The following is a 14857-nucleotide window of genomic DNA, read 5'->3' on the forward strand; positions in this document are numbered from 1 at the left end:
AAAAATAAAAACCCACCAAAGCCCTCGGGCCGGTGGGTTTTCTGTTTATTAATTAAAACGTTTAATGTGATTTCAGCAGGCGAACCGTGCGCTGGCTGTTGCCATCACCTACCACTGCGTGGTAGACACCCGCGGGCAGCCCGGTGACCGGGACAACCGTCGTGCCTGTCTTCAGGGTTGCGGTCCGGACCGTACGCCCGCCGGCATCCACGAGGCGGAGCATCATCACACGGGTGCGGCGGCCGCCCGCTACGGTCACGTGGAGCTTGTCCTGCACCGGGTTGGGATAAAAGCGCACCGAGGCATCATCGATCGTAATGGTGGAGACGGCCGTAAGCACCGCAGCGGTGAAGGTGTTGGTAGTGCAGCTGGCAGGGCCGGCGTCGAGGCGATTAGCCGGCCTGACGGTCCAGGAGTAGTTGCCGGTCGTGGCAGCATCGAACACCAGGAAGGTATCTTTTGTAAATCCCTGGACACTCCAGCCGCTCGATGGGATTACCTGGTAATAATAGCCAAAGGCATTCGGATCTACATTCCAGCGCAGGGTTTGGCTGCCAGCCGGTACCGCGGCGCCACTGGCCGGATAGGCTGCCGGGGTACACACCGGCGTGCCCGAAGGCTCGTTGAGCACCGACAGGCGGAAGGTGGCTGATGAGGAATAGCCGCCCGCCAGCACGCGCACCAGGTAAGCTTCGCCGGGCACCAGGCTGGTGAGCAGCAGGCGCGAGGAATAGCCATCACCATTTACCAGCGACCGGGCATCGGAGGGACAGTTGGTGGTAACGAGCTGCAGGGTGCCGCAGCCGCCGCGGTATACCTGGAAAGTTCCGCCGAAGCTGCTGCCGTAGCTGCCGCCGGCGGCCTCAATCAACTGGCGTGCATTGCCGGCGGTGAAGCGGTACCACACATCGGCCTTGTCGCCAAAGGTGCAGGCCGACGACAGGCCCGTGCCCGGTGTGGCGCCCATAAAAGAAGTTGACGTGAGCGAGCCCGTGTCGGTAACCGCTACCGCGAGCGCACCGTTGCAGGTGTCGTTCACCGCGATGGCGGGCGTAACGAAGGACGCCGGGCGCGTATAGTCGGTGCAGGCAAGGCCCACCGGGCGCACTTCGGCGATGTATTCCGACCCCGGCACGAGACCGGAAAGCGACCCAGAGTACGCACTGCCGCCGTTGAAGGTGACCGGGGTGGCATAGGTGGCCACGGTTTCAGGCTCGCTGTGGCGGCGGTAACGCACCTGGTAGGCGGTGGCGCCGGAAATGGTATTCCAGCCGATGCTGGCCGTAGTGGGCCCCACATTACTCACCGAAAGCGACGTTCCGCCCTGGCAGCTCGTGTAGATCTCGATATTATCGAGCGCCGCAGGCGGCTGCGCACCGCGAACGTTGTCGTTTTGCCATTGGAAAACGATGCGCATGGTGGAGCCGGCATAGTCCGACAGGTTGATGAAAGGATAAGCGTATTTGCGAAACCAGGAGGATTGCCCGGTAAAACCGGCGATCTGGTAGGCGCCCGGCACCATATTGCCCGCGGTGATGGCAACCGAAGGACTAACTACGTAAATATTGAGTGCGTCGGGGTAGAGGTAATTATACATGCCCCAGGGGGTGCGCTCCCCGGCCGAAATGTAATCGAACAGCATCCAGCCGTTGGTGGTGCCGGCAGGGATGGCAATGTCGCGGTAGAAGTAGCTGATAGAAGCAGACGTTGTGTCGTAGCGGTGCGTGGTGCCGCCGTCGCGCGAAATGTAGATCGCCTTGCTGCCGCCAAAGCCGGGAGTGGCGCCGGAGCCGACAACCCATTTGTTGGTTTGTGATCCATTTACAATTGTCCAGCCGGTAGCACCGGCTTCGAAGTCGCCGTTTCCGGCAGCACCGAAGATTTGGGTTTGCGCAGAAAGATTGCTGGCGAGCAGGAGCCCGCCGATAAGCGTACAGATGTTTCTCATGGTAAGCGTTAGGGGCGCGAAACTATGTTTTATTTTTTACATATAAATAAAAAATAACGCGTATTGGTTTCTGTTTGAATCAGGAATGGCGCCTGTAATTCTACAAGTGCCCGCGGCGCAACCCGGTGATGGCCCCCCGCCCGTCGGGCAGCGTACGCTACGTGTATTACTACGGCGCTCCTGGCGCGGATTGGCGGATGATCCCCGATTCTTTCATGCATGGTGCAGCATACTACCGTCGATGCCTGTCTGAATAATAAACCGGGGCATATGGCGCAACACCTGCACATCGAGATACCCTCCGCCTGCCACGAGCAGTGGCACGATATGGAAGCGCGCGCAAACGGCCGCTATTGCGGCTCCTGCCGGAAAACCGTCATCGATTTCACCAATAAGACCGACGCCGAGCTGGCCGAGTATTTCCGTAATTATACGGGTGGCGGCTGCGGGCGTTTTCACAACGACCAGCTGAACCGGGTGCTGACCGTGCCGCGCAGGCCGCTGCCGGGGCTGCGGTACTTTTTCGCCGTGACGCTGCCGGCATTCCTCTGGTCGCTCAAGAGCGAAGCACAAACCACGCGGCCGGCAACGGAAATCACGGCTGCTCCCTGCCCGACCGACCCGGTGCGGCCGGCGCCTAACGCAAAAAGCCCGGTATCCGGCTCCGTCATCGATGCGAATGACTACCCGGTTCCCTTCCTTACCGTTACGGAAAAAGGAACCCGTAACTCGGTGACCGCCGATGCCAACGGACGCTACACCATCCGGCTGTCCAGGCTTCCGGCGCAGCTTCTGGTCACATCCACCGGCTACCAGGCAAAGGAGTATCCTGTGGATTCCCTGGCTCCGGCGGAGCTTCCCCGGATCACGCTTCAGCGCAACGCATTTACCGGGAACGAGGAGGTGGTGATCGCCGGTATGATGATCGCCCGGCGCGTTCCGGCTCCGAGGAAGGCGCCGGAAATGCCTCCGCCTGCGCTTCGCACTTTTCCCAACCCCGTAAGCCCGGTCGAGCTACTGAAAGTGACGGGCGAACGGCTGCCCGACGGCACGTATACGCTCCAGCTCTGGAGCCTTTCCGGAGCGCTGCTCCGCGATAAAGAAACCGAGTGGAAGGAGAAACGACGCAAACCCATGGTGATGGAAAGCGCTGGCCTTGCCGCCGGCACCTACGTACTCCGTGCGGTTCATAATAAAACCGGCAAAACCTTCAGCCAGCAGGTGGTGCTGCAATAAACATCCATAAGCTCTGGCACCTGCATCCAACCGACGCAATTATGAATCTCGGCAACCGGGTCAACATAAGCATAGTCGCAACGCTGCTCCTGGCAACCACAACTGTCATTGGCCAGCTACCATCGCTGGGTTCAGCCGTCAAAGCACGCAAGGTTATCCATCTCGGGCACGCCCGCTCCGGCAACGTGCGTGAAAAGAAAACAGAACCGGAACCGCCCCTATTCACCCTGCCCGAAGACTGCGCGGAGCCGCCCGTGTCTGCGCAGGTGCACATCCGCGCCGGCCTCCTAGGGAAAAACGACCTCCTGGTCTACATCAATACCACACCCGGTGCAACGCAGCTGGCCATCGCCGTTCGCAAAAGCACTGCCGAAGCCCTCGGGAGCGATGCCGGCTACAAAGCCATTCTCGATACGATCCGGCACATGCGCAGCGCCGACTACAGCCGCGTGGTGGACGCAGAGCCGGCCAAACCGCGGATTGTGCTCGACGGTGTGCCTTACCGCATCGTCACCGAACGGAATGGAAGATGGCAGGAGCGCTATGCCATCAGCCCTTCGCGGGGCAGCCACCCGGTGCTGCGGGCCGTGCTGGAGGGATGCTTTGCCGCTTACCGCGCCGCCGGCAACCGCATCGGGCTGACGACTTGCGACAGCTTCGGGCTGTAAGTCCGGCCGATCTAATGCATTCATCGGCACCAGTGCACCGGCCCTATGTAACCTCCCCCCGGCAAGACGCGTCGAATGATGCAAACCGACACCATGCGCCTTCTTCACACCGCCGCGCTCCTGTGCGCACTCCTTGCCGCCGGCAGCGCCCGCGCCCAGCCGGGCAACCTGCACCGCACCATCGCCCGGCTCGACAGCCTCTTCTTTACGGCCTACAACAATTGTGACCTCACAACGCAGGCTTCCTTTTATGCCGACACCATCGAGTTCTACCACGACCGGAGCGGGCTCGATACCTCCAAAGCCAATATCCTGGCCAACACCCGCAAATACGTGTGCGGCAGGGTGACGCGTGAGCTCGTGCCGGGCAGCCTCGAGGTGTCGCCCCTGCCCGGCTATGGCGCCGTGGAAGTGGGCATGCACTAGTTCCGCAACAGCGCCGAGCCCGACGCAAAGCCGCACCCGAGCCGCTTCATCATCCTCTGGCGCGGGCGGGACGGCAAGTGGACGATTACGAAGGTGATCGGCTTGCATTGAGCGGCACCCTGTGGCGGCTGCAAGCAGCCTTGGTCACGACGACACAAAGACACGACGGCACGACGTTTTGGATTTCAAAAACGAATTGGAATCGCTGGCTGAGATCCCGATGTTGCGCATCGGGATGACAATACGGCCGGGAGAACAACCGGGCGGCCCGTGGTGCTTCTCCTGGCCGTGGAAATACCGGCCGGGCCGCCCATTGGGATTATCAAAGCACTTGTCATCCCGATCGCCCGCGATCGGGATCTTTTCACTGCCGTGTCGCCGTGAATAAAAAAGCCGCCCTAGGGCGGCTTGTAACTTATCTGCAAAAATCCGACATCGGAGATCGGACATTCTCATGCCTGCGTAGCGGGCTTCGCCTCGGTCTTCCCTTTGCGGCGTGCTGCGAGCAGGCGGAAGGGGGCGGCGATGCCTTCGGCGTCGCGGGTGAGGTCTACCCACTGGCGGCCGCCGTCGGTTTCGAGGAAGCCGTTGAGCTTGCGCACCACGGTATCGTAGGCCGCCCTGGCGGTCTTGCGCTTCTGGGTCATCGTAAAAGAAAATTCTTTGGTGGCCTGCTCGAGGCTGCGGTCGGTATAGCGCTGGCGGAAAGCGTCGTTGGCGGCCTTCAGCGGCACGGTCCAGAGCGCAGCACCGGTGCGGGTGACGGCGCCGGCAAGTGCAGGCGCGGCCAGGTCGGCGAGAAGGGAATCGATGTTGGTGGTTTCGGCGGCATGCGACTGCTTGGTTACTTTTTCGGCCGTGCCGTAAACGCCGAAAACGTGCAGGAGCTCATTGGCTGCCGCTTCGATCTGCGGGTCGTTGTGGTACTGCAGGGCGCGGAGCCAGGCACCGAAGCCGGTGTAGAGGTCGTCGCGCTCATCGTCGAGGGCAATGATGGCTTCCGTATGCCGCGACGAGGGATCGGTTTTGTGCAGTGCTTCGAGGCCATCGAGTTCGGCCCGGAGCGTCGCGATGGCTTCGGCAAGAACAGGCGGCAGGCCGCCGGCGGCAAAAAGAGCAAGGAACTGGGAAACAACCTGGATTACTTCGGCGTTGGAGAGCCGGTAGAAAGGGAGTGGTTTAAGCATACCGTTGTTGTTTTTGGTTTCTTTAAATTAAGCAGAACAAATACAACAGGCCAAAATTTCGGGGGGATTTTTCCTACTCGGCCACCGAGTGCAGGCAAGTTGCTGGCAATCAGGGGCACTCGGAGAACGAGTGGTGGCAAATTGCGTGCAATCCGGGGCGATCGGATATCGAGCGCTACTGCATTGCGTGTAATTGGGGTTGTGCGGCCTTCGGGCGCTGGTAAATTGCGCGCAATGTACCGGGACGCACCAGCCGCGCGGGGTGCATTGCGGGCAATCAGGTAATAGTCGGGCGGCGCATAGTGATAAGCACCGGTAAAACAGGGGCATTGCGAAAAACCGGTTGTTGAAATGCCGGTTGAAAACGCGTGCAAGCGTTTTTATTGCGGAAAGCCAGCAGAATGCAGGTTGGATAGGCGAAAAGGGTGGTGTATCTTGTTGCGGATATTTAAGTGTTTGCGGCGATTCCAAGTTCTCTACCAGCATGACTCAATTCGACTTCGCAGATACTATGAAGCACGCTTCGGACGCCGAATTAGTACGTATTGTCTTTACATATGCCGATGAGTATCAAGACGCCGCAATAGACGCAGCGAAAGCTGAGCTTCGACGTCGCAACTTGGACAGCGAACACTTACAGCAACTCAAGGGGCATTGGGGGCGCAAGCGGCGCCTAAAACGGTGGAAATCGGGGCGGCCGCTTGCTACGCACTGGAAGGTTCTGACTTTCTTTCTGCCACTCGTTTTCCATTTCCTGTTTGCCGAGACATTCGCCATGGACGGTTATGACCGCAAATCGGCCGACATCACCCGGTGGACATTTTATGGCATCGCTTTCTATCTGACGTTGGCGTTCTTATTCAACCGCTGACCGAGAGGCGGAACAGCGGCCAATGAACGGAAACAAAGGACTCTATTTTATTATTGGTAGAGACACTATCAGTTAAAGGTAGCCTCAGCATGCGATTGAAACCTGATGAGGTGTACACGCTATTGCCTTTGTACAAGGATGGATTTCAATCATCGGAAGGGGACTTCAACCTCTACTTTATCAGAGATAGAAGGGGCAAGGTTCAGAAAATAAAAATCAGCGTTGACCGGGCAAGAAATGTGGAATTTGAAAAGATGAAATAAAAATCAAGTCGTACGAAGTACTTGGTTGGCCGGCCTGCGCACAACAAGGGCTTGGCGCTAGCCTAGCTCACTCCGTTCATATCTTCACTATACGTCACTGGCCACAGCGCAAACACCTGGTCGTTGGCAGCACAGGTATGCTGCAGTTTTGTGAGCTGTTGGTTTTTACCGCCGGAGCGCCCACTTCGTTACTTTTACCAAAAACCAACTCCATGGAATTATTAATCCCCGGAACCGGCCTCTTCTTCTGGACCGTACTTTCCTTCCTGTTTTTACTGCTGCCTGTATTCGCCCTGGTGAGCCTGCTGCGGGCAAACTTCAAGGACACGAACACCAAACTGATCTGGGTGCTGGTGGTTCTCTTTGTCCCGCTTGCCGGCGCGCTTCTTTACTTTTTCATCGGCCGCAGGCAGCGGGTTAACGTTGCCTGAGGCGGCTTGCCGGCCGTACAACCGCCATTCTGCCACCTCCGCCCCGTCCTGTTCCGCCACTCTGCCCGGAGCGCCACACGCCCGCCCGGAGCCGCGCCGTTAAGCAAACCCTAATCCGCCCCTTTTCCCACCCCGCTCCTGCCCGCCTCTATAGGAAAATCGGCTATCTTTGGCGCCCTGCCAAATTGGCTACTAAGCCCGCTTAGCACCCTTTTTGACAAGGAGAGGACACCGCACACCCTGGCAAACGCTTTGGTGGAGGGGTCCAAAACAACCTTATAGAGCAACAACCCTTATTATGATCGGTTTCCTTTCGAAGATTTTTGGTGGCAGCAAGTCGGAAAAAGACGTGAAGGCCATTCAGCCGCTGGTAGCAGAAGCCAACCGGCATTTTGCCTCCTTCGCAACGCTGAGCAACGACGAGCTGCGCGGCAAAACCGCCCAGTTCCGGGCCCGCATTTCCGAACACCTCCAGGACATTGACGCCCGCATCGCCGCCGCCAACGCCGACGCCGACGCCCTCCCCCACAACGACCTGGCCGGCAAAGACGCCATCTACCAGGATGTGGACAAACTGCGCAAGGAGCGCGACCAGAAGATCGAAGAGATCCTCAAGCAGATCGCGCCCGAAGCCTTTGCCGTGGTAAAGGAAACAGCCCGCCGCTTCAAGGAAAACACGGAGATCCGCGCTACCGCAACCGACCTCGACCGCGAGTTCGCCGCACAGCCCGGTAAGCAATATATCCGCATCGAAGGCAATGAGTCCGTATTCCAGAACACCTGGCTCGCCGCCGGCGGACAGGTTACCTGGAACATGGTGCACTACGACGTGCAGCTCATTGGCGGCTTCACCCTCCACCAGGGCAAGATCGCCGAGATGGCCACCGGTGAAGGTAAAACCCTCGTATCTACCCTGCCCGCCTACACCAACGCCCTCGCCGGCGAAGGCGTGCACGTGGTGACGGTGAACGACTACCTCGCCCGTCGCGACTCCGAGTGGAACGGTCCCATCTTCGAGTGGCTCGGCCTGCGCGTCGACTGCATCGACAAGCACCAGCCCAACTCCGAAGAGCGCCGCCGCGCCTATATGGCCGACATCACCTACGGTACCAACAACGAATTCGGTTTCGACTACCTCCGCGACAACATGGTGCACTCCCCCGAGGAGATGGTACAGCGCAAGCACCACTTTGCCATGGTGGATGAGGTCGACTCCGTACTGATCGACGACGCCCGTACGCCCCTCATCATCTCGGGCCCCGTGCCCAAGGGCGACGAGCAGGAATTCCATATCCTCCGCCCCCGCGTATCCGCGCTGGTGCAGGAGCAGGAACGCCTCGTGCGCGGCTTCCTCAACGAAGCCAAGAAAAAGATCGCCGCCGGAGACGACGACCCCAAGAGCGGTGGTCTCGACCTCTTCCGCGCCTACCGCGGCCTGCCCAAGTACGGCCCGCTGATCAAGTTCCTCTCCGAGCCCGGCATCAAGGTGAAGCTGCAGAAAGCCGAGAACTACTACCTCGCCGACCAGCAGCGCAAAATGGGCGAAGTAGACCAGGAGCTGCTCTTCCACATCGACGAAAAGCAGAAGTCGGTTGACCTAACCGACAAGGGCATCAACATCATGACCCGCGCCGGCGAAGACCCCGAATTTTTCATCCTCCCCGATATCAATATCGGCATTGCGCAGATCGACGCCAGCGATGCGCCCGCCGATGAAAAATTCCAGCAGAAAGAAGCCATCCTCAACGACTACGCCGTCAAGAGCGACCGCATCCACTCGGTGCAGCAGCTGCTGAAAGCGTATACCCTGTTTGAGAAAGACGTTGAATACATCGTGGTAGACGGACAGGTGAAGCTCGTGGACGAGCAGACCGGCCGTATCATGGAAGGCCGCCGCTACTCCGACGGTCTGCACCAGGCCATCGAGGCGAAAGAGAACGTGAAGATCGAAGCCGCCACACAGACCTATGCGACCGTTACGCTGCAGAACTTCTTCCGGATGTACCACAAGCTTTGCGGAATGACGGGTACTGCCGAAACGGAGGCAGGTGAATTCTGGAGCATCTACAAGCTGGACGTCGTTACCATCCCCACCAACATTCCCATCTCCCGCCAGGATGCGCAGGACCTCGTGTACAAAACGAAGCGCGAGAAGTTCAAGGCCGTCATCGACGAGATCATCCGCCTGCAGGGCGCCGGCCGCCCGGTGCTGGTAGGTACCACTTCGGTGGAGATCTCCGAGCTGCTGAGCCGCGCGCTCACGGCTAACAAAATTGCGCACAACGTGCTCAACGCGAAGCAGCACGCCCGTGAAGCCCAGATCGTGGCCGAGGCCGGATTTGCCGGCGCCGTTACCATCGCCACCAACATGGCCGGTCGCGGTACCGACATCAAGCTCGGGCCCGGCGTGAAAGAAGCGGGTGGTCTTGCCATCATCGGTACGGAACGCCACGAATCGCGCCGCGTGGACCGCCAGTTGCGTGGCCGTGCCGGCCGCCAGGGCGACCCCGGCTCCTCGCAGTTCTTCGTATCGCTCGAAGACGACCTGATGCGTATGTTCGGCTCGGAGCGCATCGCCGGCCTTATGGACCGTTTTGGTTACAAGGAAGGCGAGGTGATCCAGCACTCGATGATCACCAAGAGCATCGAGCGTGCGCAGCGCAAGGTGGAAGAAAACAACTTCGGCATCCGCAAACGCCTGCTCGAATACGACGACGTGATGAACAAGCAGCGTAATGCCGTTTACGACCGTCGCAACCACGCCCTCTTCGGCGACCGCCTTGCCCTCGATATCGACAATGCCTTCATGGCCGTAGCCGAAGATATCATCGTTGACTACCGCGAGCGCGCCGACTACGAAGGCTTCCGCGTAGCCTGCATCCTCAACTTCGGCCTGGACACACAGATCGACGAAGAGACCTTCCGCAAGACCGACGTGTCGACGCTTGCCGACCGCCTCTATACCGAAGCCACCGAGGCTTACGACGCGCACAAGCGCGGCCTGCAGCAGTCGGCGGTGCCGGTGTTCGAAGGCATCCGCTCGCAGCAGGGCGGCCACATCGAAAACGTGATCGTGCCCTTCTTCGACGGCCGCAAAGGCATCAACGTGCTGGCCCCGATGCAGAAGACGCTCGAAACCAGCGGTGAAGCCCTTACTTCCGCCATGGAGCGTAACATCACGCTCGCCATCATCGACGATACCTGGAAGGAGCACCTCCGCGCCATGGACGACCTGAAGCAGAGCGTTCAGAACGTGTATCTCGAGCAGAAAGACCCGCTGGTAGTGTACAAGGTGGAAGCCTTCGAGCTGTTCCGCCGCATGAGCGTGGAGATGAACCGAGAAATCGTTTCCTTCCTCACCCACGCCCAGCTGCCGCAGCAGGAAGAAGAAGCACCGCAGCAGCCGCAGCAGCGCGCGCCGCAGGCACCGCTTATCCGCGAAGGCCAGCTGGAGCGCACCGACCTGAGCCGCCTCCACGAGAACAAGGCCGAGATCGACGCGGCCGGCCAGGACTATGCCGCCAACGAGCGCGACTACTTCGACCCGACCCACGAAGAGATCGACGAGAAGCAGGAGCCCGTGCGCGTGGAGCATAAGCCCGGACGCAATGAGCCCTGTCCCTGCGGCAGCGGCAAAAAGTATAAGAACTGCCACGGACGCGATGAAGCGTAATGTGCTGATGTGCTAGTTTGCTGATGTGCTAGTGCACAAAAGCCCCGCTCCGCGGGGCTTTTGTCATCCTGACAGAAGGGAAGGATCTTTGGATTATACAAAGGACAGCAGCCGAAAGCGCAGTCACTCCGCATACTACCCACCATTTCGCCAGTTCATCACTTCAGATGCTTCGCTTCGCTCAGCATGACAAAGGCCCCGCAGGGCGGGGCCTTTGTGCACCAGCTACGCGGCGCTTACAGCCAACTGCCGCTTCGACATCGAAACGGCATCCTGCTTCATTGCCCGGCGTTTGTGATACAGGAAATAAGAACCGGCCAGGAGCGCCAGCGGAATGAAGAGAAAGGGCCAGTCCGGCTTGCCGATGGACGCGATGGAAAAGAGCGCCCCGGTAAGGTCAAAGGCGAGGCCGGCATAGGCCCACTCCTTCAGACGCGGCGGAACGATGGGCAACAACAAAGCAATCACCCCGAGCAGCTTGGCCCAGCCGATAAAAGGAATGAAATACTTCGGGTATCCGAGCTCCACATGCATGCCTTGTACCGACATCGCATCCGACATAATATTCGGAATGGCCGAGCCGGTCATCATGAAGCAAATGAGGCTGGTAAGGACCCAGTAAAAAATAGTGATCTTTTTCATTGCATGTGTTTTGGATGTTGCTAAAATACGATTACTTTACTAAGCTTTTTGGCAAAACGGACATAACCGGTTGCTGAAGCGAAACTAGAAAAGCCGTCCCGCTCGCACCCTGTGCGCCTGCGACAGAATGCGGGGATTTTGCGACGAACAAATGCCGACACATGAAACACGTATCGATTCTCATCCCGGAAGGCGACTGCAGCCTCACCCATATCGAGGCCACCTGGCAGATCCTCAACGAAGTGAACAACTTTCTCGGCAACGAGGGAAAGGCGCCGTTGTTCAACGTACAGCTGGTTGGACTCCGCTATGAAAGCGGGATACGCAAGGGCCTTTTCGGCATCAGGCCCCATACGATCATTTCCGAAATCACCCGCACCGACCTGGTGATCCTGCCCGCGCTGCAGGGCGACCTGATGGCTAATCTGGCAGCTAACGAAGCCTATGTGACCTGGCTGGTAGAACAGTATAACTACGGTGCCTCGCTCGCCTCGTTTTGTCTCGGCTCCTTCCTGCTGGCAAAGACAGGCCTGCTGAATGGACGTCCCTGCACCACGCACTGGAGCGCGGCGGGCGCCTTCCGCGAGCTCTACCCCGAGGTGATCCTGATGCCCGACAAAATCCTCACCGAGGAGGCCGGCATCTATACCAGCGGCGGCGCGCTCACCTTCACCAACCTGCTGTTGTATCTGATTGAAAAATATGCAGGCCGCGCAATGGCCATCCAGGCCGCCAAGGTGTTCATGATCGATATGGACCGCGATACGCAGTCGCCCTTTATTATTTTCAAAGGGCAGAAAAAGCACAACGACGACTCTATCCGTGCCGCGCAGGAATTCATTGAAAAGAATTACTCCGAGAAGCTGAGCGTGGAGGAGCTCGCCAGCCGCTTTGCCATCGGGCGCCGCAACCTCGAGCGCCGCTTCAAGGCAGCCACAGCCAATACGGTTGCCGAGTACATCCAGCGGGTCAAGATCGAGGCGGCCAAGCAGCGGCTCGAGTCGACCCGCGACAGCGTGAATGAAGTGATGTACGAAGTCGGTTATTCCGACCCGAAAGCTTTCCGGACGATCTTTAAAAAATTCACAGGGCTGGCACCGGCGCAGTACCGCTCCAAGTATAGCCGGCATGCCGTTGGCGACCTGGAAGCGCTGGAGCAGTAGGTATCATTAAAAGGAAATATTTTATTGTTTTTCGATAAAATTTATACTTTTGTCGAAAACCAGCCCCATGCTTCGTTATTTACTTCCTCCTCCAGACAACAAACTGTCCCGCGGGATCAACATTTTCTACCTCGTTGCCGGCATAGTGCTCCTCGTATTCACCATCTTCGGGCAACTTACCGATACCGGAAGCCCGGTGAAATTGCCGGTGCATGTATTTGGAAAAGAGGCACCGGTCATCGACTCCCTGCCTGTCGCAACAGTCACCCAATCGGGCGTGTTGCAGATCACGCATCCCACCATTCTGCAGCGCCTCCTGGCCCCGGGCGAGTTTGTCATGTTTGACCTGGTACACGCCGCCTGGCTGCTGTCCGTTCTTATCGTGTGCGGCTTGTGTTTCCGCAAATTCAATTACCGGGATCCCTTTACCCGTCAGTCGCTGAAAGGGATACGCCTGCTCTTCTGGCTTACGATGTTCTTCTGGCTGGTGACGGCGCTGCGGCAACCCTGGTACATAGCCCAGGTAAAGGAGATCACCGGTGGCAGATACCATATCGACTTCATCGATTATTTCATGACGCCCGAATTCTGGGTCTTCCTGGTATTGCAGCGGCTTGTCTATATTTTTCGAAAAGGCTACGAGCTGACACTGGAACAGCAACACACGATCTGAGCGCGGCTTTCAACAACAAAATTTGACAACCGAACAAACACAAGCGCATGTTTCCCCGCCTGCACAATCACCATTCTCCATTTAATAAATTTTTCCGCCTGGCCGTTTACGGATTCTTCTTCATCGTAATTGTCATTGCCTTTGTCAGCGTCGTTGGCGACAGCGAAGAAAGCATGCCGATCGCGGTCCGGCCGGCCAGCAACTTCCAGCCCAATCAGAAAGAATATCCGGGCGCCAACATCTTTCCCACGGGCGAACTGACTGTTGTGAACCCGTCTTTTCTGCAACGCCTGCTGGTGCCTGGCAAGCTTGATCCCTTACGCGTGCTTTGGGGCATCGGGGTACTGATTATCGGCTTTGTCTTTTTCCGAAACTACAAGGTGGCACAGCCCTTTACCCGCGAGGCTTTAACCGGGCTAAGAGTACTGATGTTCTTCTGCGGGTTCTTCGTCGTACTCGACTTGGCAAGGTCGTATTGGTTTCTGCAGCTGGTGCGCGGATTAACGGCGAATCAATATACACTTGACAACCACCTGCATTTGGGCAGCCTGTCCGGCATCCCCGCTTTCTGGGTGCTGATGGGCCTTATCCGGCTGAACCAGGTCTTCCGCAAAGGCTACCAGCTTACTTTAGACCAACAATACACTGTCTGATGCCGATCGTAGTCAACCTCGACGTGATGCTCGCCCGCCGGAAGATGTCGCTCACCGAGCTCAGCGAGCGCATCGGCATCACCATCGCCAATATGAGCATTCTCAAGAGCGGCAAGGCAAAGGCGGTGCGCTTCTCTACGCTGGAAGCCATCTGCAAGGTGCTGGCCTGCCAGCCGGGCGACGTACTCGAATATGTGGATGATGCGGCCTACGAGCGGCTTTTCGGAAAGCGAAAGAACGCGGATGAAGCAGATGCTTTGTGATTTTACGCGGATGTTGGTACCGATATCCGCCCCATCCTAAAAAATCATAACAGATCCGCGTTCTTTCTCTCCGGGAAAAATCCCATGAAACGCTGTTGAAAAACCCATGGAAGGCTTCGTCAATGATGCCAGTTTCGTAAAAACAATTGCCATGGGACTTTCCATTTACTACCAGGGCCGGATCAAGGACCGCGCCCTGCTGCCACAATTGGTTGAAGCAGTGTCTGACATCTGCAAGGAGCTGAACTGGGAGCACGAAAGCTTCAATAAGGGCGGCGCAGAAGGCATGTACTTCGCACCCGAAGGCAGCGAGCCGCTTAGCCTCACCTTCAACCGCGAAGGGCGCCTCACCGACTTCCGTCACATTCTGCTCCGGATCGAGCTGGACGAGCCGGTGGAAGGCATTATCGTGAAAACCCAGTATGCGGGCGCGGAAGCGCATAAAGCCATCATTGATCTTTTCCGGTGGATATCAGAGAAGTACCTCGCCGACTTCCAGTTAAGCGATGAAAGCCGTTACTGGGAAACCGGCGACGAAGCGGTGCTGCTCGAAAGCTTCGAACGCTACGACCTCCTGCTGAATGCCGTTGCCCGCGCCCTCGACACCTTCCCGGCGCATGTCTATGAAAGCCCAGAGGGAACCGCGGAGCGCCTCGCCCGCTTCCTGCAGGAGCGCTTCGGCGGCGATGTGCGCGAAGTACGGAACTGATCGCTTTCACACTATTCATCAAGAATTCCCGCCTGGCGGGAACGGCGTTAC

14 protein-coding genes are annotated in these 14857 nt (G+C 58.2%); 11 read left to right on the plus strand and 3 right to left on the minus strand.

Features of this window, described 5'->3' with window-relative positions; all coding sequences use genetic code 11:
- Positions 1–61: 61 nt before the first annotated feature.
- A complete protein-coding gene (locus EPD60_RS03630) occupies positions 62–1948 on the minus strand; it encodes a T9SS type A sorting domain-containing protein (RefSeq protein ID WP_131446953.1) in 1887 nt (628 codons plus the stop codon).
- A 270-nt stretch (positions 1949–2218) separates the two neighbouring features.
- On the opposite strand from EPD60_RS03630, the gene EPD60_RS03635 reads away from it, so the two are divergent.
- The 3 genes from EPD60_RS03635 (at position 2219) to EPD60_RS03645 (ending at position 4278) form a co-directional block, all read left to right on the plus strand.
- Entirely contained in the window at positions 2219–3184 is a 966-nt protein-coding gene (locus tag EPD60_RS03635) for a carboxypeptidase-like regulatory domain-containing protein (RefSeq protein WP_165871394.1), read from the plus strand.
- Between the two features lie 41 nt (positions 3185–3225).
- Positions 3226–3852 carry a hypothetical protein gene (locus tag EPD60_RS03640; protein WP_131446957.1) on the plus strand — a complete coding sequence of 209 codons (627 nt, stop codon included), beginning with the start codon at positions 3226–3228 and terminating at the stop codon, positions 3850–3852.
- Between the two features lie 93 nt (positions 3853–3945).
- Entirely contained in the window at positions 3946–4278 is a 333-nt protein-coding gene (locus EPD60_RS03645; protein WP_207896535.1) for a nuclear transport factor 2 family protein, read from the plus strand.
- A 452-nt stretch (positions 4279–4730) separates the two neighbouring features.
- On the opposite strand, the gene EPD60_RS03650 is transcribed toward EPD60_RS03645, so the two are convergent.
- Complete coding sequence (locus EPD60_RS03650) at positions 4731–5465, minus strand: DUF6261 family protein (RefSeq protein WP_131446959.1); 735 nt, start codon at positions 5463–5465, stop codon at positions 4731–4733.
- Between the two features lie 346 nt (positions 5466–5811).
- Here EPD60_RS03650 and EPD60_RS03655 point away from each other — a divergent pair, with 346 nt between their 5' ends.
- The 3 genes from EPD60_RS03655 (at position 5812) to secA (ending at position 10703) form a co-directional block, all read left to right on the plus strand.
- The gene (locus EPD60_RS03655) at positions 5812–6336 is read left to right on the plus strand and encodes a hypothetical protein (protein WP_131446961.1); all 525 of its coding nucleotides are present in this window, start codon (positions 5812–5814) and stop codon (positions 6334–6336) included.
- 475 nt (positions 6337–6811) lie between these two features.
- Positions 6812–7030 (plus strand): PLDc N-terminal domain-containing protein, encoded by a 219-nt coding sequence (locus EPD60_RS03660; protein ID WP_131446963.1) that lies wholly within the window; start codon positions 6812–6814, stop codon positions 7028–7030.
- Between the two features lie 298 nt (positions 7031–7328).
- Positions 7329–10703: a preprotein translocase subunit SecA gene (gene secA, locus EPD60_RS03665; RefSeq protein WP_131446965.1), complete on the plus strand. Its 3375-nt coding sequence runs from the start codon at positions 7329–7331 to the stop codon at positions 10701–10703.
- Positions 10704–10928: 225 nt separating this feature from the next.
- On the opposite strand, the gene EPD60_RS03670 is transcribed toward secA, so the two are convergent.
- The gene (locus EPD60_RS03670; protein ID WP_131446967.1) at positions 10929–11345 is read right to left on the minus strand and encodes a DoxX family protein; all 417 of its coding nucleotides are present in this window, start codon (positions 11343–11345) and stop codon (positions 10929–10931) included.
- A gap of 161 nt (positions 11346–11506) precedes the next feature.
- Between EPD60_RS03670 and EPD60_RS03675 the strand changes: the two genes are divergently transcribed.
- From EPD60_RS03675 to EPD60_RS03695, 5 genes are all read left to right on the plus strand, one after another.
- Positions 11507–12508, plus strand: a complete 1002-nt coding sequence (locus EPD60_RS03675; protein WP_131446969.1) for a GlxA family transcriptional regulator — start codon at positions 11507–11509, stop codon at positions 12506–12508.
- A gap of 67 nt (positions 12509–12575) precedes the next feature.
- Positions 12576–13181 carry a hypothetical protein gene (locus tag EPD60_RS03680; protein ID WP_131446971.1) on the plus strand — a complete coding sequence of 202 codons (606 nt, stop codon included), beginning with the start codon at positions 12576–12578 and terminating at the stop codon, positions 13179–13181.
- 47 nt (positions 13182–13228) lie between these two features.
- Complete coding sequence (locus EPD60_RS03685; protein WP_131446973.1) at positions 13229–13834, plus strand: hypothetical protein; 606 nt, start codon at positions 13229–13231, stop codon at positions 13832–13834.
- Complete coding sequence (locus EPD60_RS03690) at positions 13834–14097, plus strand: helix-turn-helix domain-containing protein (protein ID WP_131446975.1); 264 nt, start codon at positions 13834–13836, stop codon at positions 14095–14097. The genes EPD60_RS03685 and EPD60_RS03690 overlap by 1 nt, the downstream gene beginning before the upstream one ends.
- 151 nt (positions 14098–14248) lie before the next feature.
- On the plus strand, positions 14249–14806 hold the full coding sequence (locus EPD60_RS03695) for a hypothetical protein (protein ID WP_131446977.1): 558 nt from the start codon (positions 14249–14251) through the stop codon (positions 14804–14806).
- Positions 14807–14857 lie beyond the last annotated feature (51 nt).

Source organism: Flaviaestuariibacter flavus (assembly GCF_004337505.1).
GTDB classification, from domain to species: Bacteria; Bacteroidota; Bacteroidia; order Chitinophagales; family Chitinophagaceae; genus Flavisolibacter; species Flavisolibacter flavus.